The organism is Psychromonas ossibalaenae ATCC BAA-1528, assembly GCF_000381745.1.
GTDB classification, from domain to species: Bacteria; Pseudomonadota; Gammaproteobacteria; order Enterobacterales; family Psychromonadaceae; genus Psychromonas; species Psychromonas ossibalaenae.
Genome location: NZ_KB907042.1, coordinates 1 through 21,684 on the forward strand (window position 1 = coordinate 1; position 21,684 = coordinate 21,684).

Annotated in this window: 17 protein-coding genes and 1 pseudogene; 4 read left to right on the forward strand and 14 right to left on the reverse strand. The window is 40.1% G+C overall.

Features of this window, described 5'->3' with window-relative positions; genetic code table 11:
* Positions 1–251 (reverse strand): transposase (locus G327_RS0122450; protein ID WP_019617056.1); only part of this gene is annotated, 251 nt, incomplete at its 3' end.
* A gap of 221 nt (positions 252–472) precedes the next feature.
* Between G327_RS0122450 and G327_RS0122455 the strand changes: the two genes are divergently transcribed.
* Positions 473–1,870, forward strand: coding sequence for an ApeA N-terminal domain 1-containing protein (locus tag G327_RS0122455; RefSeq protein ID WP_019617057.1), 1,398 nt, complete (start codon positions 473–475; stop codon positions 1,868–1,870).
* 136 nt (positions 1,871–2,006) lie between these two features.
* On the forward strand, positions 2,007–3,041 hold the full coding sequence (locus G327_RS0122460) for an IS110 family RNA-guided transposase (protein ID WP_019617058.1): 1,035 nt from the start codon (positions 2,007–2,009) through the stop codon (positions 3,039–3,041).
* A gap of 1,753 nt (positions 3,042–4,794) precedes the next feature.
* Here the strand turns inward: G327_RS0122460 and G327_RS0122465 are convergent.
* Both G327_RS0122465 and G327_RS0122470 read right to left on the reverse strand, forming a co-directional pair.
* Positions 4,795–5,583, reverse strand: a complete 789-nt coding sequence (locus G327_RS0122465; protein WP_019617059.1) for a phosphotransferase — start codon at positions 5,581–5,583, stop codon at positions 4,795–4,797.
* A gap of 785 nt (positions 5,584–6,368) precedes the next feature.
* Positions 6,369–7,157, reverse strand: coding sequence for a hypothetical protein (locus G327_RS0122470; protein WP_019617060.1), 789 nt, complete (start codon positions 7,155–7,157; stop codon positions 6,369–6,371).
* Positions 7,158–7,220: 63 nt separating this feature from the next.
* Between G327_RS0122470 and G327_RS27465 the strand changes: the two are divergent.
* Positions 7,221–7,931 (forward strand): annotated as a pseudogene (locus tag G327_RS27465) (IS3 family transposase); the annotation flags it as partial.
* A gap of 517 nt (positions 7,932–8,448) precedes the next feature.
* On the opposite strand, the gene G327_RS0122485 reads toward G327_RS27465, so the two are convergent.
* Both G327_RS0122485 and G327_RS0122490 read right to left on the reverse strand, forming a co-directional pair.
* Positions 8,449–9,477, reverse strand: coding sequence for a lactonase family protein (locus tag G327_RS0122485; protein WP_019617062.1), 1,029 nt, complete (start codon positions 9,475–9,477; stop codon positions 8,449–8,451).
* Positions 9,478–9,541: 64 nt separating this feature from the next.
* Complete coding sequence (locus G327_RS0122490) at positions 9,542–10,780, reverse strand: DUF711 family protein (RefSeq protein WP_019617063.1); 1,239 nt, start codon at positions 10,778–10,780, stop codon at positions 9,542–9,544.
* Between the two features lie 371 nt (positions 10,781–11,151).
* Here G327_RS0122490 and G327_RS0122495 point away from each other — a divergent pair, with 371 nt between their 5' ends.
* Entirely contained in the window at positions 11,152–12,159 is a 1,008-nt protein-coding gene (locus G327_RS0122495; RefSeq protein WP_019617064.1) for a substrate-binding domain-containing protein, read from the forward strand.
* A 161-nt stretch (positions 12,160–12,320) separates the two neighbouring features.
* Here G327_RS0122495 and galM read toward each other — a convergent pair whose 3' ends face one another.
* The 9 genes from galM to G327_RS0122545 form a co-directional block, all read right to left on the reverse strand.
* Positions 12,321–13,394 carry a galactose-1-epimerase gene (galM, locus tag G327_RS0122500; RefSeq protein ID WP_019617065.1) on the reverse strand — a complete coding sequence of 358 codons (1,074 nt, stop codon included), beginning with the start codon at positions 13,392–13,394 and terminating at the stop codon, positions 12,321–12,323.
* A 54-nt stretch (positions 13,395–13,448) separates the two neighbouring features.
* Positions 13,449–14,600 (reverse strand): galactokinase, encoded by a 1,152-nt coding sequence (gene galK, locus G327_RS0122505; RefSeq protein WP_026339506.1) that lies wholly within the window; start codon positions 14,598–14,600, stop codon positions 13,449–13,451.
* A gap of 70 nt (positions 14,601–14,670) precedes the next feature.
* On the reverse strand, positions 14,671–15,723 hold the full coding sequence (locus G327_RS0122510; protein ID WP_019617067.1) for a UDP-glucose--hexose-1-phosphate uridylyltransferase: 1,053 nt from the start codon (positions 15,721–15,723) through the stop codon (positions 14,671–14,673).
* Positions 15,724–15,813: 90 nt separating this feature from the next.
* A complete protein-coding gene (gene galE, locus G327_RS0122515; RefSeq protein ID WP_026339507.1) occupies positions 15,814–16,833 on the reverse strand; it encodes a UDP-glucose 4-epimerase GalE in 1,020 nt (339 codons plus the stop codon).
* Between the two features lie 485 nt (positions 16,834–17,318).
* Entirely contained in the window at positions 17,319–17,585 is a 267-nt protein-coding gene (locus G327_RS27470) for a hypothetical protein (RefSeq protein WP_245542727.1), read from the reverse strand.
* Between the two features lie 204 nt (positions 17,586–17,789).
* Positions 17,790–17,924 (reverse strand): hypothetical protein, encoded by a 135-nt coding sequence (locus G327_RS27585; protein ID WP_019617070.1) that lies wholly within the window; start codon positions 17,922–17,924, stop codon positions 17,790–17,792.
* Positions 17,925–18,092: 168 nt separating this feature from the next.
* On the reverse strand, positions 18,093–18,521 hold the full coding sequence (locus G327_RS27475; protein WP_019617071.1) for a hypothetical protein: 429 nt from the start codon (positions 18,519–18,521) through the stop codon (positions 18,093–18,095).
* 404 nt (positions 18,522–18,925) lie between these two features.
* Entirely contained in the window at positions 18,926–20,005 is a 1,080-nt protein-coding gene (locus tag G327_RS26320) for a diguanylate cyclase domain-containing protein (protein ID WP_019617073.1), read from the reverse strand.
* Between the two features lie 705 nt (positions 20,006–20,710).
* Positions 20,711–21,268, reverse strand: a complete 558-nt coding sequence (locus tag G327_RS0122545; RefSeq protein WP_019617074.1) for a cupin domain-containing protein — start codon at positions 21,266–21,268, stop codon at positions 20,711–20,713.
* Positions 21,269–21,684 lie beyond the last annotated feature (416 nt).

Sequence of the window (21,684 nt, forward strand, 5' to 3'; positions counted from 1 at the left end):
ATTTCACGCTCCATTTCCAAGCGTTTTACTTGTGCTTTTAACTTACGGATCTCGTCCTGCTCTGGAGTTAGTTTACCGTTTCCTCTAAATGCATGGCCATCATCATTTTCTGCCTCTTTTATCCAACGGCCCAGAATCTGAGGAGTAATCTCTAAGTTTCTAGCTGCTTCTGCAATATTGTAATTTTGCTCTCTTACCAGCGCAATGGCATCAAGTTTGAACTCTTTTGAATAGGTTTTACGTGTTTTCATTTCAATCTCCAGTTAAATCAATTATGTCTTAACTGGGTTAGTCGAATCAATTAAACCACGTCACCATGTAGTGGTGCAATGATTCTGGCCACTAATTTAGAGTCAAATGGGTCATTTTTCTAAGGCGCTATGGGGGCGATTTCGACTTACCAAATTTTTAAATTTGACTATAAAATTATGGTCAGTTTTACTAATCCATTACATGTTATAAGGGGTTAAAGTTGTTTGATGAAGATGAAATTCTAAAACTCGATGAAAAATATAGTTTTGATGTGTCAGTTAGAGATGATAATAAGAGGTTTGCTGGCAAGCTTACGCTCTCTCCTGAAAAGTGCACACTTCGTGTAATGGGAGAAAGACAGACATCATACTCTTTCTATGAATCATCTCAAATCGAGTGCAGTACTTTTGATAAGAGCTTTACATTGTTTGAGCTATCTATCAATTACCAAAGCTCTCAGAGCTTACGGACATCGGTAGACGATAACGTGGGTTTCTTTGAATATGAATTTGATGTTGGATTCGTAATTTGCTCAGACGAAGATTTCAATTTAAACCAGAATGCAGCGGGATTCACAATAGACTCCCCAATGATTAAAAAGTGGATTGGGTATACAAATAAACAGCAGGAATTGATTGATAAATATCACGGGCAGAAGTTAAGTCTTTTTAGTGAGGATACTCTAGAGTTTACCCACCTTCTTGAGGGGTATGGAATAATTATGGCGTTCTATCAACTTGAAACTCATAGTAATGTTTTATCTTTTAGTTCAGGTATTAGATTCCCGCCGAAGCTCAGTATTGAGTTTGGTTCACCAAAGCCTATCAGTGAGCTTCATAACGAATTTAAAAAATCATACGATCTGATGACATTGTTTGTCGGAGCTGATTTCAAAATTGATGCAATCGAAGTTTCTACTGGTAGCCACAGTTTCTCATCAAAAACTTGCGTCTATTTTACGTCGAACAATAAAACCTATGAGCCTGACTATCCAGTACTTCCTTTAAGCCACAACCTGAGATTCAATGATCTACCACTACCAGAGCTACCTCTTGAATCCTTTGGTAACTATTACAATTTATCAGAAGCTGAAAGGTCTGTGTTTTCCAGATACCTAAGATACAAGAGAATGAAATCTGATGAAGAGAGATTTCTAGGCTACTTTAGATTGTTGGAAAAATTAACATATAAAACAAAATCATATGTTAAATCTGAGTCTTTAGAAGTAATACTTAAGAAGTCTGAAAGCTATCTAGCTAAAAGATTACAAGGCAATAAAAAAAACATAAAGAGTTTAATATCCAGAATCAGTCGCCTTAATGATTCTAAATATAACACTGAAAAGTGTATCGGTGATTTTTATGAATCCCTTCCTTCTTCATTAAAAGATGGAATGTTTTATAACAAATCAGACTTACAAAAGATTTGTAAGTTACGGAATGATATCACTCATGCCAACGACTATATAATTGATAACGAAAAGCTATCCAAGTACACATCATTTATCAACGTACTTCTATATCTAGCATTACTCAATAAGATCCGTATCTCTCCAGAAGTCAGCGCTTCAGTAGCACACCGGTTAGATAGATATCATTTGGTTCAAAAGTTTGATTAGGATATGGGTTTAGCTTTTGCCATTGTTGTGGCCAAGTGATTTTGGCCACAACTTTGTAAGTTTCTAACTCGATGTATGGACTCCACAACTCTAGCAATTAGCCTAGAGTTACGGTAATTACTAAGGAGACCATATTATGTTGAAATCTACTATCTTTGGAATCGATCTAGCTAAAACTGTTATTCAGGTTTGCCAAATCAGCAAGCATGGTGAATTAGTTAAGAATAAAGCCGTTAGTCGCCAAAAACTAAAAGAAGTACTCGCAAAGGCACAACCTTCTATTGTTGCGATAGAAGGTTGTGGTAGCAGTCATTATTGGGGCCGATATGCAGAGAACTTTGGCCATGAAGTTCGAATTATCAGCCCTAAAAAAGTAAAAGGTTTTCTTCAAGGGCATAAAACTGATGCTAATGATGCGTTGGCGATTGCAAATGCGGCGTTACAAATAGGGTTAAAATCGAGTAAGCCTAAAAGCGAAGAGCAGCAAACGTTACAAACATTAGAAACCAGTCGTGTTTATTTATCTCGTAGTATTACTTCCTTAAGCAACCATTTGCGTGCTGTGCTGTATGAATACGGTATCGTAAGTGCGAGAGGTGTTAAAGGATTAACTAAAGTGGTGCAGGATACACTCAATACCGCTGATTCAATTCCAGAATGTTTACGATCAACAGTTAACCAACTGTGGGTGACGTATTTACATTTAAAACAAGAGTTAGCTCAATTAATAAAAACAAAAAATGAGCTTATACGTCAATTACAACCTTGTAATAAACTAATGGATTTAGAAGGTGTTGCTGAAGTGTGTGCTGGCATGTTGTATTCATCAATAGGAGATGGAAAACAGTTCAAAAATGGCCGGGAAGCATCGGCATTTATTGGGTTAACCCCTAAACAGCACAGTTCAGGTGGTAAAGTGTTTATGACCGGAATTGATCGAGCAGGTGGGATTAAGGAGCTTAGATCTGCATTATACCAAGGTGCACTTTCTTACATTTGTCGGTTACCGGATGAGCCTAAAACAGCAAAACAAGCATGGCTGATAAAGTTAGTTCAGCGAGCGGGTATTAAACGCACCTGTATTGCTTTAGCAAATAAAACGGTTAGGACCGCTTGGGCAATGTTAAGGTATGAAAACAAATACGAACAACAGCCACTATTAGCCATGTAGTAAACAAAAGAAAATACCCATGAAAAATGAAAATTTTACAATAATGATGAAGCATAAACGGTAAGACCAACCTATTAAAAACCTGACCATTGCGAAAGTCATAAAGACTGTTAAGTCGAAGAGGATAATAGGTGCGCAAACATCATAGGCTAGAGAATAGCTTTCTCAAAAAAAGCCGTATATACGACCGCATCTTAATGTTTATGAAAAATCATGTTGTAAAACACGTGGAGTCCATATACGCAATGGGGGCGAATGCGCCTTAGCTTAAACCTGTCTGATAAAAGGAGATAGAGGGAACTTCACGCTCGCTTTGGGAGAAAGCGAGCGTTAATTAAGTAGTCTCAACAGATAAATCGAGCAAAAAATCTAAGGTCGTATATGCCGTGCGACGTGAAGTCGTATGTAACGCTGTTCACCGCGATAAGAGTGAACCATCTGTATCACCAGCATGACCCTAGGACTCTGAATAAAGTAGCGAGTCTGACAATGTAACAAAGTCCGCTGGACGGGAAACGAATCGCGAGAGGAAGTTCCTCCTGACAACCACGCAAGTCGGGTAAGTGCTAGGGAGTCAGTATGATGAATGTAAGTGAACCCATGTAAGATGCGTTATGCGCCAAGCAGCGGAAGTGGTTAATACGCTGTGGCCAAAACGGCAACGAGGGTAGGAAAGAGGTTGGCATATACTCTTTCGTGATCGAGAATCCCTTCGCATTAGAGTGGGCATCTAACCTGACATTGCGTTCCATGCGGAACACGGTAAGCCTGTATTGCTCCCAATAGGGAAAGCTGTCTGCGAAGAAAGCCGATAGTGGTGCAGGTAAAGGAGGCTGGAGAAAGCTAATGCTGCATTGTAATGATGTAGATACAGGCTGATGTCTGACACGAAAGTGAGCCCACTTCCAGCTGGTCTCCCGTTGCAAGATGATTTGAAGAACTTTATTCAAGGAGAAACGCAAATGATAACTTCCAATGAAGTTAGTGCCTCTTCTTACTGCACTCAATGCCAATCCATCAACTGGAAATTCATTGAGCAGAAAGTATTAAAGCTTCAGATGTGCATTGCAAAATCAACCTGAAAAAGGTTGGTGGGTAACGTTATACGCCTTTGTGGAGGCTTGAGCCGTATGCAGTGAAAGTTGCACGTACGGTTCTTAGGAGGACGACACCTGGTAACAGGTGTCGTCTATCCGACCCATTCCGAGATAGAACGCTAACTCGCAAACGCCCTCTCTCTGCCCTACAAAGCTAAAATTATAAGGCCAAAGTTACTAGCAATAAGACTTCGTCTCCACCAAGTAGGACAGTGTATTTTTTGTTTGTAATGGTTAAGGGGAATTAAATATACTGCCACCTTATGGTTTATTATTTCAAAATATTGCCATTTTATGGTTTATTTTTTGTTAGCTTAGAAAATTAAAGAATGGTCTATAGCTGGTATTGCAGACCTATATAATGACAACTTATGCTTTATTCAACAATTTTTGTAAAAACAACCATACGTTGAAATAAAAACAACCATAACTTGAAATGGCTCAATAAGTCTCCAACACTTATTGTAAGTTAACCACTTTATGGTTGTTATTATGAAAAATGAATTCTACATAATTCCAGCACTAACAATTAATCACACTTCGTTAGCTTAAAAAACTCAGTACAAACTACTGACTCACTTTTTGAAATGCAGAAGCATCACTTACCAGCCTTAACGAATCGTTATTTGTTTACTGCAACCTGCTTGAACAAATTATTATGTGCACGTTGTTTGCACTAAACTGTCAGTGATCTCTTCTTTATTACGCTTTAAATATTCAATGTCTGCAATATAAGCTAAATGATGGCCATCCTTGATGTTAACAATAAATGCTTCATTACCTTTTGCTGCTTCATCATGCATAAAGTCAACCAATGCTTGTACCCTCGATATAATGACATCAACTAACTGAACACGGTCTTCATGTAATAAGCCATACGAATCACAGAATTGCTTTGCACGAATTGACTGCTCAGTTAAATCACCTAACGAATCATACGGATTAGTTTTGAATGGAGCCCAGCAATAAACAGCATAAGCTGCGTCCCAAATTCTTGGGGCTGGGTGCGCGGTATCAAAATCAAAGATACCAACAACTTTATTCCCATTTAGTGTCACATTGTACGGAGCATAATCACCGTGACAGATAACTTCCTGCGGTTCTCTTGCAGGTAAAAGCCACCTTAAATCATTGCATTGTTCACTTTGAACAAATGATACTGTTGCATCGTGATACTGGCGTAAAAGTGTGGCAGCAGAGCATAATGCTTCGCTCGTAGAGACAGCACCAACTAAAGGATAGTTATAAACCTCACCTGAAACATAGGACAGGATCTCATAACCGCTGCTATCGAAGCCTAATGATTCTGGAGCGAATTCAAATTGCTCACTTTTTAGGTGAGCAAATAATTTATGAATGGATTGAGACCAAAAACCACTTGGACGATAAACCTTATCATATGAACGATAAATCTGGCCTTCTCGGCCACCTTGCAGCTCTTCCATAACGATCCTCCTGAATCATTTAGTGTTTATTTCAAATGAATCGTGAGCCTCAACATATCGTGATGCTCTATCCCATTTTCACAAATTGGTTCACGATAGTTATCAGTAAAAAAATCTTTTACAACAGCATCAACTCTAAAACCTACACGTGATAAAAAGCCAACTTATTTACATTGCGGTTTGTATACTCACTAATGACGAAATCAAGTAACTTTGATCCGATACCACTCAGCTAGATATCGATGCTTCCTCTATGTCTTAAAGGAACATTATATTCGCCCAGTTACTGATTTTATATTTCTGTTTTTTAATGTGGTGACGTTTGAATATATTAGGCATGTAAACGCGTATAACGGAAGAAATATGACACCTTATCGGATTTACAAAAAACATCGAATTGTTTAATAACTGAGCACCGCAGCAAGACCATCATAATAGCGGCTGAAGGAAACTATTTTTTGGCTAAGTTTAATGCCATAGCAGAGGCTCATATATTAGGTAAAGAACAAGCCTAACATTACAGTTAAGCTTGCTTTTTATCACCTGCTTATCAAAAATTACTGTGATACCAATTTCACTAATTAGGTGATCTATTTAAGCGTATGCAAAATGGATGAAAGCAAAGCATTGATTGCAGTAACTAATTGTTCTAATTATAAAATCAACAACCAAAATACAAATATTCTTTGTGTTTAGCTAGCATTCATTTTAACAAGCGTGAATGAATAGATAATTAATGGGTTTGGTATGAGTACCATTCTGCATATTCAAAATACAACAGAACCCTAGTAAGTTGCCACACTGTGTATATGGTACAGATTTTTGAAAACTAGTTTTTTCTTAGCTCCAGCTTTATTTAATTTTAAAGAATATATTTCGTTATCTTCAGACCAATAGAGTGTCTGATTATCAGAAGATAACGCCATAGAAAATAGGGCCTCTGATTCATCTATATGGATGGTTTCCACCTCTGAACCGTCAAGGTTTGCGCGCTGAATACTCATATTGGTCATCCAGTATACTTTGTCTTTTTCCGTATCTATGTCTATTTTGACAATGTAACCATACTCAGTGTTGAGTACGCCTGTTTCAGCATCAACTATTTTTTCTCTAGAAACCGTTGTATCAGAGCCTAAAGCTGAACTGTATAAAGCCGCTGAACCTCCACTCTGGGTCGAATAGTAAAATTTTGAGTATTTATAATCTATAGCCATTGCATAAGGATCGCAGGCGACTAAACACCCTTCATTGAACGGATTAAAAACCCAGTAAGAAGGATCATCTGCATTACCAGGCTCTCCTTCAATATCTGTTTTTACAATAACATCGTCTATTGTTGTAGAATTGTAAATATCGCCATTTTCAACGTCTACTCTTATATCGCCAGGAACGCCGGTGAATAAATCTTGAATCTTTTTTTCATTAGCGCCGTCTAGATCAAAAGTGTGCACACCTCTAGAGTTAGAAGTACTTATCTTTCCATATATGAGGTCATTAGCAATATCTATGGAATAAATACCTTTAACAGTAGCAAGATGTTCTATCTTGTCACCATTTATGTCAGAGCGGTACATTGATCTGAACCAGCAGTTTCAGACACCGAGTTAAGCAAGTAAAATCACTTAACGAGGTAAACAATGAAAAATACTAAAACACGTATCAAGTACACCGAAGAGTTTAAGGATCGGTTCTTAAGCTAGCTGAAAGAACGCCTGTTTCAGAAGCTGCACGACAACTCAATCTACATGCTTCTCAAATATACGGCTGGCGTAAGAACTTAAGGAAGGACTCTGCCAGTGTGCGTGAGGCTGACCTTACTACCGAAAATGCTCGTCTGAAACGCCTCCTCGCCGAGCAAACGGAAGAACTTGAAATAGTAAAAAAAGCCTCTACCTACTTCGCAAAGCACCTAAAGTAGCAAGCTTTGAATTCATGCAAGAGCATCTTGAACAGTTCTCCGTAATGAGAATGGCCAAGATTCTTGCTGTATCGCAGAGTGGGTTTTATTACTTGCTAAAGAATCATCATAAAAGTAGTGAACGCGATAGAGCGCGTACACAGCGGGATGCAGCGGTCAAAAAGGCGTTCGAAGCGAACAAAGGCCGTGATGGTGCAGGGCGTATTCAGGTAGAACTAGCAGAGCAAGGAAACAAGCATAACCTCAAAACGATCACTGATAGTATGAAAAGACAGAGCCTGGCAGCAAAAGCCGCGCGTAAATTTAAAGTCACAACAGATAGTAATCATTCCTTACCTGCTGCGCCTAACCTATTGGAACGAAATTTACTGCTAACGCACCGAATCAGAAGTGGGCAGGTGATATCACCTACTTGATGACAAGTGAGGGGTGATTACAACCGAACAAGAAAGCACAGCACTCTAGGGTATTAAAGCCCTATCGTATTTGAACAGAAGAATGCAGCTTAACTTGCTGTCTAACCTTGTTGGGACAGATCAGTTGCTATCGTACCGCCGTTTTCTATCAGTCCCGCATTAATGCACCTCACGACTGTATCATTATAGTTTTACTGACTTCTAACAAACTCACATTTGACTAGAACTTTCACCTTCATAAATTACCTCTACACTAGATATATACCCAAACCACTTGAAGATGCAGATTCAGAGCTTAGCTCGAAAGTCAGAACAAGGCACAATATGCAGAGAATGGTTATTCCCTTTTCAAATATTGTAACGCCGTGCTGGTTTTCGAGCTAGGCTCCCGCAGGGCAAGGCGAGAGTCAACCATCTTCAGCGTTATAAAACCTTGATGTAGAATGCTAGACCTACGGCTTTATGCCTTGAATCTAGTCACCTCTCGACTTGCTGATTCCTGCATCTTCAAGTAGCTTGGGTATAAGCTGACTAAAAACAGATACAGACAGGTTCAAGCGCTTGTAAATAATGCTCAGTTGCGGTTAACAAACCCGTTTGTAAGTTACGTTTGAATACTAGTACGTTTCCACTGTGTTGATTGGCGGCCAACAGCCAGTTTTGATCGGGAGAAATGCTGAAATGACGCGGAAATTTACCTTTTGTCCCTGTAAAATCAACTTTGCTTATTAATCCAGAGTTCTGATCAACAGTAAACACAGTAATGCTGTCGTGACCTCGATTACTGACATACAAGAAACAACCGTCCGCACTGAGCTGCACTTCGCCAATATAACTTACAGCGGAAAAATCTGCGGGTAGACTTGAAATACTCTGAAGCTCGGTCAAGCCGCCCGTCTGCAGGTCAAAATCAAAAACGCTGACTTTATTGTTAAGCTCATTACCCAGGTAAAGTTTATCGCCCTGCGGGTTAAAACATAAATGTCTCGGCCCGGCGCCGGCGGGCAGATTAATGGAATGAAGCAGTGTTAAACTGTAACAGTCCAAGCCATAAACTTTTAACTGGTCAATGCCTAAGTCTGCACTGATTAAAAACTTTTCATTTTTACAAACAATACTGGCATGGATATGTGCACTCGCCTGACGAAGCGGATCTGCACCGTATCCGTAATGCTGAACTTCTGTATAAGCAGCTGTTAATGAAGGCTCAGATAAAGAGAAAGCTGTAAGGTTACCGCTCGCATAATTTGCCACAAAAGCTTGTCGCTCTGTTTGGCTGATATGACAAGGCGCACCGCCTAAACTTGACTGAGAGTTAATAAATACAGGTGCTCTTTTATTACTTAAATCAAAGCAGGCAAACTTCCCCTTTACTTCGTCTTCACTGACCGCAAGCAGCTTAGATTTATCCCTGCTGACCGTTAAAAAACTTGCATTTTTCACATCATAGAGTTCGTTAATTACAGTTAATGCACCATTTTGGTTATCTAATTCAATCACTTTAATACCAGGATTGTTTTGCGCTGTATAACAGCCAAGATAAAAGATCTCCGTGCTCATTTATTACTTCCCCCTTATTAAGGTTTTAATTCAATAACAGTTTTATCGACACAGCAGCCGCGCTCTACGGTACTGCTAAAACAGCACAGTTACACAGGTCATCGCTTTCAAATTTTGTTATATCCCCTGCTTTTAAACCCGGAACAGGAAAAACACGCACCGTTAAGGGCTTATTTAATCGAAACGCCATAGTGCCCGTATCGCGCATTAACGCACTCATTTTCTCAACCGAGGTATCACCCGGAATCGGTACAGTATCTAAACCAATACCGCACACTGCGCTATAGGTCAGCAGCGCGCGAATATCATAATCTTCGTTGATAGAGCCCTGCGCCAGGCCGCTGTCTTCAGTAACAGCTAACATCAGACCGGAAAATCCCACTAACGGCACCTCTTTCACTGATTTAAAGACTCTCGTTAATAATGCAGATGCCTCAACAGTACCCGATGCGCCGAAGCAGGGAACTCCCATCTGCTTATACACTTCCACCATGCTGGAGCAGTCTTTTGACGGAGCCGCTGAGCTATCGATACCGGCAAAGGTAAAACCACTGCTATTATGTTTTTCAAAGTTGATCCGGATTTTATTAACTGCAGATACATGATACTCCAGCGCTTCGCTCATCAAACGGTAATATTCTGCAAAGTATTGATTATGACTAAGTACATTATTTTTTTGATTAAACTCATTAAGCACGTGCACTAATAAGTCCGGCGTTTCAAAACCAATCACATATTGCTTACCTAATGCCTTATCATGATAGCTGGCTGGAAAATAAGGGATCAGCGCTTTACAGTTAAAATTAACTGTAAAGTTAAAGTTACCTTCTCCACGCGGTGTGATTTTGCTGATTGCTTCAACAGCTTTGGCAGAGTCAGTGATCAGCTGATTATCAAGAATGCCGTTTTCGTCTAAAGGCACATTGACACAGGCATTACACAAATCGCCGTAGGACTGAATCAACTCCGGCAATAAAGATATTTCATGCGCTGTGTTTGCGGCGCCTACTGCAAAACGAATACGCAGTCCCGATGATTCAATAGAATTTAATAACTCGCTGATATAGTGCAGATCTGTCTTAGCAGTGTGAATATCACGAGTATCTAAATACTCACCGAAAGCATTAGTCACAATACGAATTGACTGCACCATATAACCATTATCAGCAAATTCAGCAGAAAGAGATAAGCAGAAATCAGACGCCTTACGGATCTCTTCTTTCCAGTTTAAACGGTTTTTATCTAAGACTAAAAATGTCGTAATCGTGCGTAGTCTACACAACTCACGGGATTGATAATTCATTGTATTATTCCTCTTAGTCCATGACTTTAAAGTCAAAACTTTAAATAAGCAGTTGATAATATAACCAAACCTATGCTTATTGTTAACAGTCGACAAAAAATATAATAACCTCTGTTCGTGATTGGCCATAACTTGCAGACGTAAATAACAGCGATAAAAGTTATGGTTTAAAAACCATAGTGTGATCAAAATACACTTTTAACCTCTATAGATCTAATTTTACAAAAAAATCTTAAAATCATGCAGTTGATTAATTGTTAAGTCACCGACAACAGCGATCTTCATGTTATAATTTTCTAAAAATCCGTGGAATAATAATCACAGAATATTATCTGCATGTCCTTTGAACAGCTAATTTAAGAGAGTTAAAGATGGCAACTATTAAAGACGTAGCCAAAGAAGCGGGTGTATCAATTGCCACTGTATCAAGAGTGATCAATAAATCACCTAAAGCAGGAAAAACTTCAATAGAAGCTGTCCGGGCAGCTATGAGCAAATTAGGTTATCGCCCTAATGCCAATGCACGAGCGCTGGTTAAAAAAAATACCAATACTATCGGCGTATTAGTCAGCGATATCTCAGATCCTTTTTTTGGATCATTATTAAAAGCTGTCGACCAGGTAGCACGCGATAACAATAAACATCTTTTAATCGGTAATGGTTACCATAATGCCGATGCTGAGCGAGAAGCAATTGAACTGCTGATCAACAGCTGCAGTGAGTCCCTAGTTCTGCATTCTAAAGCACTGAGTGATGATGAACTGATCAACTTTGCCAAAGAAGTTCCAGGTTTAGTACTGGTAAACCGTTATATTCCAGAAATAGCAGAACGCTGCATCTGTTTCGATAATTATAAAGGTGCCTATATGGCCACTGAGTTTCTTATTCAGAACGGACACCAACATATTGCCTACATTAATTCAGATCATAAAATCAGTGATGCTGAAGAACGCAGAGAGGGTTATATGCAGGCGCTTCAGGATCATAACCTGCCCTGTCCTGATCATTATACGCTGGACGCCCACCTTAGTGACCGCGGCGGCAAAGAAGCAATGATTGAGCTGTTAGCTAAGAATGTGCCGATTACTGCCGTTGTTGCTTATAACGATTATATGGCAGCCGGCGTACTGGCGGCCCTGGAAGAAAGTAACATCGCAGTTCCGGAAAAAATGTCGTTAATTGGTTTTGATAACGGCCTGATTGCCCGTTATGTCCATCCTAAACTAACCACCATTAATTACCCGATCGGCATGATGGCTAAGCAGGCAACACAGTTGTCACTTAAGCTGGCTAAAAATGAAGAATATACGGCTGAAAATCAAGTATTCCAGCCGACGCTGGTAAAACGTTTCTCGGTAAATAAAATCCATTCTAAATAAACTGCTAACAAGTATACAGAGTATAAGGCGGCACCTGCCGCCCGAAATGGGTAAAACGTTTCTTGGTAAATAAAATCCAACCGAAATAAATAAGACTGAATAAACAATAAAGGCGATCCGAAGATCGCCTTTATTGTTTACTACCGTTATCTTAGTCGCGATTAATTAACAATAAACTGATAACAAGTGCGATGAGCATACGCTTCACCAGCTTGTAAAATAGGGCAAGGTTGATCCCATTCAGGATGATTAGGAGAATCGGGTAGAAACTGTGTTTCCAGTGCTAATGCAGAATGATTCTTATACTGTCCACCAAGACGATTTGGTGTTCCCGATAAAAAATTCCCGGTGTATAACTGTATCGCAGGTTTGGTTGTTTTTACATTCATGGTTACTTTTTGATCCGGAGAAATACATTGTGCGACGATACTTTCACCATCCTGATGCTCCTTTTTCAGCAAAAATGAATGGTCATAACCCGATGTTTTTTTCTGCTCAGAACAATTTAAAAAATCACGGCCGACCGTTTTCATTTCATTAAAATCAAAACTGCTGTGCTTAACATCATTAAAATGCCCAAGCGGAACACCCGTTTCATTCACCGGTAAATACTGCTCAGCTTCTATTTTTAGCTGATGCTGCAAACAATCCAGCTCTGACTCTGCCCCCATCAGATTAAAATAAGCATGATTGGTTAAATTAACCGGGCAGTCCTTGTCCGTTTCGGCCTGGTATTCAATGGTCAGTTCATTGCTTTCACTTAAACGATAGTTAACGGTTACCTGTAGATTGCCGGGAAAACCCTGATCACCGTCTTTTGAATGCATAGTAAAAGAGATCAACTGATCGCTTTTCTGCTCGGCCGTCCAGCGGTACTGATCAAAACCAATCGAGCCACCGTGATGTGTATTGCCAGCCTGATTAACAGTGGTCTGAAATTTCTGTCCACCAATATTAAATTTACCAGCGGCAATACGATTCGCAAAGCGCCCCACTGTTACTCCCATATAAGCCTCTTGAATACGGTGATCGGGCATGTTATTTACCCCTAGGATCACATCACGCACCTCAGATCCCACTGGGATTTCACAGCTTAACCAGGCTGCACCAATATCCATTAAAGTAACCCGCATACCCTGGGCATTTTTTAATACAAATAGTTTGGCGGGTAAACCGTCTAAAGCCGGTTCAAGAGTCATACTTTCCTGCAGCAGCTCAGCTCTGTTTAAAGTCATTTTATTTATCTCATTGTTATACCCAGGCTGACTGACAGCCAGGGGATAGGATTATTATATTAAACTTGCACCGTCTTTCGCCTGGCAGACATAAATAGACTCTTTCAGCCCGGTTGCCGCCTGGTATTTACTTTCTACAGCCGCTTTTACCTGCTCCACCAGTGTCGGCGGAACCAGCGCTACAATACACCCGCCAAAACCACCGCCGGTCATACGCACTCCGCCCTGTTCGGCAATTTCAGTTTTTACAATATCAACTAAGGTATCGACTTCCGGTACGGTGATTTCAAAATCATCACGCATTGAAGCATGAGACTCCGCCATTAACTGCCCCATTAAGCGGATGTTATTTTCACTTAATGCTTTAGTTGCCTGCAGAGTACGATCGTTTTCAGTAATAACATGACGAGCACGTTTGGCAACCGTTTCATCCAGATCGCTAATACGTTCATTAAACTGCTCAATAGTCACATCTCTTAATGCCGGTACGCCGAATACACCGGCAGCTTCTTCACACTGCTCACGTCGGGTATTGTATTCACTGTCAACCAGGCCGCGCTTTTTATTAGAGTTAATAATCATAATCGACAGATCTTTCGGCGTTGACACAGCCTGCGTCTCCAGTGAACGACAGTCAATCAGCAGCGCGTGATCTTCTTTACCTTGTGCGGAAATAAGCTGATCCATAATACCGCAGTTACAGCCTACGAATTCGTTCTCAGCCTGCTGTCCGTTCAGGGCGATTTCCGCCTGACTGATATCCAGGTCATAAAGCGTTTTAAAGGTCTGCCCGATAACCACTTCTAATGACGCGGATGAACTTAGACCGGCGCCTTGAGGTACATTACCGCTGACCACAATATCTGCACCTTTAAACTGGTAACCGCGTTTTAATAAGTACTTGACTACTCCGCGAATATAGTTTGCCCACATGCGGTCTTCCTGGAACTCAATCTCTTCTGTTAAGTCAAACTGATCCTGCTGCTGATCGTAATCCACCGAAATAACACGAACAATATTGTCATCACGTTTAGCGGCGGCCACAATTGTCTGATAGTTGATCGCACAGGGTAAAACAAATCCATCGTTATAATCGGTATGTTCACCGATCAGGTTAACACGTCCAGGAGCCTGAATAATATGCGTTGACGGGTAGTTAAGCGCAGCGGCAAATACGTTTTTTACGTTATCAATTAAAGTCATCATATTTGTTTATCTCTAAGTTTTAGAATTAAGGGAATAGGTTAAACAGCTCATTATGCTGATCTGGTTTTAGTTATTTCTGCTTGTAATGAATGTCACTAACATCACGCAGCTTCTGAGCAGCCTGCTCAGCGGTTAAATCACGCTGACTCTCAGCTAACATTTCGTAACCAACCATAAACTTACGTACCGTCGCCGAACGTAATAAAGGCGGGTAGAACAAAGCGTGTAACTGCCAGTGTTCAATGTCAGTGCCTTGCTCAAAGAACGGCGCATAATGCCAGCCCATTGAATACGGGAATGAACACTGGAATAAATTATCGTAACGGCTGGTGAGCTTTTTAACCGCTAATGCCAGATCATCACGCTGCTCATCACTTAACTCGCTAAGGCGGCGGATATGTGTTTTCGGCAGCAGCATAGTTTCAAAAGGCCAGGCGGCCCAGTAAGGTACAACTGCAATCCAGTGCTCAGTTTCAACAACCGTACGCTCACCGTCATTCATTTCCGCCTGAACATAATCAACCAGTAAATTAGAACCGTTTTCCTGATAATATTCTTTTAACTGCTTTTCTTTGCGGGCAATTTCATTAGGTAAAAAACTATTCGCCCAGACCTGTCCATGCGGATGCGGCTGTGAACAGCCCATGGCTGCGCCTTTATTTTCAAAGGCCTGTACCCATAAATAGGTTTTACCTAGCTCTTCTATCTGATCATTCCAGGTATCAACCACACTGCGGATTTCATTAACAGCCAGTTCCGGCAGCGTTTTACTATGATCGGGAGAAAAACAGATAACCCGGCTTAAACCACGAACCCCCTGCGTTTTAAACAAAGGATTAGCAGATGTCGGCGCTTCTGGTGAATCCGGCATTAAAGCGGCAAAGTCATTATTGAAAACGTAGGTTCCCTGGTAATCAGGGTTTTTATCACCTGAGATACGAGTATTAGTCGGACATAAAAAACACTCTTTATCAAAACTTGCTAACTCTTCTGTTTCTACGGCTTCGTCTTGTCCGCTCCACGGACGTTTAGCACGATGCGGTGAAACTAAAATCCACTGATCCGTTAACGGATTATAACGGCGGTGCGGATGATCGATCGGGTTAAAAGTTTGCTCTGTCATACTTTTTCTCTTCTTTTATTTAGCGCAGCTTCTCAAAAGCGGCGCTGTTAGTAATCGGAATTCAGGCTACGGATAAATCAGTGCAGAACACTAATCAGCGCCATAACCCTGCGGATTTTTTTCCTGCCAGTGCCATGTATCCGTGGCCATCTCCATTACTGTCCGTGTCGCTTTCCAGCCGAGATCTTTTTGTGCTTTTTCGGTATCTGCCCAGCATGCGGCAATATCACCGTCACGTCGTGGTAAAACAGTGTACGGCAGCTCTTTACCGCAGGCTTTTGAGAATGCATTCAACATTTCCAATACACTGCTGCCTTTACCTGTGCCTAAATTGTAAATATGCAGACCTGCTTTTTTGCCAACTGCATTCATTGCCGCCAGATGGCCGTCAGCAATGTCGACCACATGTACGTAATCACGAACACCAGTACCGTCAGGAGTTGAATAATCATCCCCGAAAACTGATAAATGCTCACGGCGCCCTACTGCAACTTGCGCAATAAACGGCATTAAATTATTCGGGATCCCCTGCGGATCTTCTCCCATGGTGCCAGATGAATGGGCACCGACAGGGTTAAAGTAGCGCAGCAGAGTGATACTCCAGTCGGGCTCAGCATCATATAAGTCAGAAAAACACTGCTCGACGATATATTTACTGCGTCCATAGGGATTAGTTGTTGCCCCAGTTGGCGAGTCTTCAGTAATCGGCACAATTTCAGGATCGCCGTAAACGGTCGCCGATGAACTAAACACAATACTTTTAACACCGGCTTTTCGCATTGCTCGTGCCAGTACCAGAGAACCGTTTACATTTGTATCGTAATACTCAAGCGGTTTCTGTACAGATTCACCAACAGCTTTTAAACCGGCAAAGTGAATAACTGAGCTTATCTCATGTTCTGCGAAGACTGTATCTAACAGTGCTTGATCACGAATATCCCCCTGGTAGAAAACCGGGCGAACTCGGGTTAATGCTTCAATACGATCTAATACGATTAATTTACTGTTACTTAAATTATCAACGATAACCGGTTCAATACCCGCTTCAATCATTTGTATGCAGGTATGACTTCCAATATATCCAATACCACCCGTGACTAAGACCTTCACAATAATTTCTCCACTATGTTTGCTTGAAACGAATATTAACAGCGATACGGTCTAATAGTCTGTGATCTGCGACACACCTTGTAAACGTTTACACTAAATTTTAAATTTAAATTCAACTTTTCAAAAACCAACGGAGAAACAAGCGCAACCCATTGTTATCAAGGAGAAAACACAAAACCACAACAACCGACAGCTCATCAGTTCAGTTAAAATTAATTTACTCACGAAGCTTAAACCACTGTTTTCACTACAAATCAGTGTAAACGTTTACACTACTTGTTTCATATAGGGAAAAGAACAGCAATGCCTAGCACAGCTTCACTTTTTTATGGTGTGACAATTATTAATTACAGGCAGGTTAAATGGACGGATAAAAAATCCACAAATATATGAGGGCTGTTTATCCCAAAAGTAAGAGCAGGAAGAGCACAGCAGCCGTTAATAAATGACTGCTGTGTTTTTACCCTATGGAAAATTCAATTACTCTACACTCCCCAATAATGAACCGGAATATCTAAACCGGCAGATGCATCCGCGGTAATATACAGATAACGCGGTCTGGCCTTAGCATTAGCAGCCTGAATATATAAAGGTTTTAAAACATCATTAATAAACGGCGTTAAATAATGACTGCTCCCAGGATCAATCCCCTTTGCTGTAGGAAAGTAAATCATATTTTCATTATGACGGCCTGAGATTGTCGACACAGGATCTTTTTCTCTGACCAGATTGATTATATTGCTATAACGCATTTTATTTGCAAAGACATGCACATAATTTTCAATGATCCTTGTCGCAGGAGATGAAAATGAACGTGTTAATATTCCGGTTCGCACTCCAGCATCGATTGCGGTATAACCACCTTACGAATGGCCGGCAAGTACAACATTATAAGTTTTCTGTTCGCTTGAAGCGTTATAACCACGTGCTAAAGAATGATTGTTAGGCGGGTATTTCTACACAATCTGCTGAGTAAAATTATAAGCATCAATCTGCCAGTCCTCATCTGTTTCAACTAGATTCGCATACATCAGCTCAACATCCTGGAGAACATCCCAGCCGCTGCAGGTGCCTTTAAATGCGATAATCACCTCTTCTTCCAGGCTTTCAGACTTTCAGACTTTCAGACTTTCAGACTTTCAGACTTTCAGACTTTCAGACTTTCAGACTTTCAGACTTTCAGACTTTCAGACTCAATAGCAGGAACCTTAATCGCAACGCCCTGCACGCCCACTTTCTCCCTTAAAGGTATCGATAACCTACATTTGTGCTGCAGTGCCCGGCAGCATTAGTTTGGCAAAAATGGGGTTATCAAAAAAAGAGAAAGGATCTGCGCCTTGTTCGAGACTGTAAACATAACTGGCGGCAAATGCATAACGAAGCATTTTGTTATAGGACAAAGACCACTTGCTGCTGTTAATTAATAAAGCCTGCTGTTCACTCAGTACCGGATATTCATAGCCGTATGAGTGACTGGATGCAAAATAAGTGATGCTGCTGGTATATTCACTGGGATATTTTCCTTCCAGTGTATTTCTGCACATGTTTGTCAGCATCTGGTGGACCTGCGCCGAGTCAACAGCAGCAGAATTAATAGACTTAACAACGAAATAATTTTCTTCATCCGCAGTAAACGAGTTGTCCTTCCAGTATCCATCAAGCTTTAAGTACTGATCGCTGTCATTCACTGCCCATGATTTTTAATCAGATGTGAACGAGAAGCAAAAGAATCTTTAATACCATAACACTGTAAATAGGTTGATTCTGTGGTAAAACAATTAAAACTAAAAACTGTAAAATAAATATAAAAATTATGCGCATTTTCTTTCCTAAATAGAGTTTAGTACTCCAGGTTAAATCATCTGCAATGGTTGTTTTTACACCAGCAGACTAACCTACCTCACTCCGGTATTTAGACGACAAGGCCGCGCAAACAATCATTTGTTGATGTTTAAATATTTATTTTTTGAACCCGTGCACCAAGACAGAATTAGAAAGGAAAAAGTGGAGAAATGCTTATCAAAAGAGAATAAAAAAAGCCTATGACAGTTGCCATAAGCTTTCTAATTGGAATCGTTTACAACATTAAAGCTTAATAATATGAACGCGGTTTAGGCTGTGGCTCAGGTTTCGTCTGTGACTCAGATTTAAGCTGCTCATATTCCGCTTTCAATCGTTCATAATCTGAGGCTTCATCACTGACCGGTTTTACAGCTGCCGGTTTAGCTTTAGCTTTAGGTTTAGGTTTAGGCTTGAAAAATGAGCCAAAACCGAAACTAGTAGGATCTTTCTGTTTAGGATCTTTATCCTCAAAAATATCACTCACATCAATTTTAGATCGGGCTTTAGTCTTAGGCTTATCATCAACCTTAGGCTCTATTGCAGGCTCTACTTTTGGCTCTGCCTTGACTTTGACTTTACCTTTAGGTTTAGCCTTAGATTTAACCTTGGTTTTAGATTTAAGTTCGACTTCTACCTTAGGCTCAGCTTTGGCTGTGGTAGCCGTGACTTCAGCTTGGCTCGGCTCATCGTTCTGTCCCCCAAAAGGCCCGCTCACTTGATTACGTCCTGAAATTTTAGCAAACGACAGAGCAGTATCCGCACCTTCTACTAATATTTTCTGTGAAGTAGGGGTAATGGTCGAAAGGCCGACACTTAAGGTAACAACGTCGCTGACACTTGAATACTTATGTTCAGTACGTGATTTTTCAACAGCGAGGCGCAATGCTTCAGCAACTGCATGGGCTTTACTTGCGTCAGAATCTTTTATTAAGATAGCAAAAACATTACCTTCATAGCGAGCTAAAAAGCTGTCGTAATCTTCACATATCTTTTTCATTGCTAAACCAACAACAAGCAGCATAAATGCAGCAGCCTGATGTCCGTAATTTTCATTGTAGGCTTCAAAGAAATCAATTTCACATATCAGCGCTGACAACAGCTGTTTTTCTTCACTCGCTTCCTGCCAGAGTTTTGCATACTGTTCATCAAACTGACGGCGATCTGCAATATTCATTTGCGACATTACCTGCTCAAAAGCAGCGGATTCAGAGCTGATTTTATCTTCCGCCTGCTGATAGTTTGCTATGTCAACAACACCTTTAAGATCGTCGCTTTGGTTTTCCGATTGAGCACCAGAAGTCATTTGTTCAGTTTGAGTATTTTCTGCCATAAGTTTTACCTTGCATCCTTTCTTGATTTTCAGCTCAGAATCGAAACTAACTAAGAGCCAATTCTCCTGACTAAATGGTAAATGCTAAACAGTTTAATATCACTCAATTCCTGCTTTCAGGTGAGTGTAACTTGCTTACCTTCACAATTTGATACTCATATGAATACAGCTCATTATTTTGTATACAGGAAATTGGGTTAAGCGTTTACATTTTGCAGTGCAATAATATCTTTATTATGACAAAAATCAAAATAAAAAATATGTGTAAACTGAATTAAAAAGGACTTAATAAAACAACAGGAAATGCAGCTGCATTAAAATACATTCAAATTTTCAAAATAAAAGCGCTCAATAAGCAAATTCATCATTGACTATTACAGTCAAACCATAGCTCCTCAAAATAACGGTGAAAGAAGCCCAAATAAAGATGAGTGATATTGTATGCCTGCAAACCCGTGCCCTGATTCACTTGACCACGGCAAATAAAGTTACACGTTAGAGCGCATATTGATAAAAATACAGCTATTTTAAGCCCGCTAAAAAAGTACTGACTGAGTATTGAAAGAGACAACCTGAACGTTGATCAAAAAAATAAGAAACGGTGAGCCTGTCGAAGGCATTCACAGTTCCCAAAAAATGTATTAATATCAGGACAACTTCCTTGAAAACACCGACTCCTTCATCTCTACCAGAGCGCTCTGTAGTTCATACTTTGCTTAACTGGCTCATATCAACAGATTCATTTCTTCCATTTACCTTAAACAGGCGTGTGTTAATCCTAGGATAATTGCAGCAGTCTGTATCTACTCGATTACCGCCCATAAGATATACAAAATCTGAAGAGCCGGTATTTTTCATTGAATGAGCGGCTCCATTTGCCGGAAAACCAACAAAATCACCAGCAGACAAATCGTGAGTTTCATCGCCTAATTCAAGCATTGCGGTACCAGAAAGAATATAGACAAATTCATCAGAGCGCTCATGATTGTGATGCTGTGTTGTCTCATCACCAGGCTCCACACGAACCAAATGGATACCGATTTTGCTTAAACCCGCTAAATCGCCGATTGATTTTGTATTTCTTATTGCCTTTTCATTAAAAGGATGAACAAACTTTGCTTCATCCAAGCAATCAATTTCGGATTTAGTAAAAATATTTTTATTTTTCATATTATCGTTTCCTTTATTAGCCTGCTGACAGCATATTATAAAAAAGGAAAAATCTGGATAAACCTTTATCAAAAAAATAGTAATAAAAGACACAGGCCACCTCCATAAATAATCTGAGCTTTGCACAGTGCGGTTATAAAAAATTCTTTCTGTTAAAAATAGAAACCAACAGGAGATCCAAAATTTTTACTGAAAATATTTTACAACTAAGAGGACAAAACAAATCGGAATGGTATAAACAACAAACTTTTTAAGTGATACCAATTCCACTAATTAGCTGATCTATTTAGACGTAAGGAAAAATGGATGAAAGCAAGGCATTGACAAAGCACTGGTGCATTAAACAAGGGTTAATACCAATAGAATTATATTATGCAGTTTGGCAAGACGGGTAATGGTGAATATAATTGGATATTATACCAATCGGAATAAATAGCTGATCAGTTTTACTGGTTAAAACAGCTTATTTCTTCGTTGTAAATTTCGTAAAGGGAACAACCATTTACATC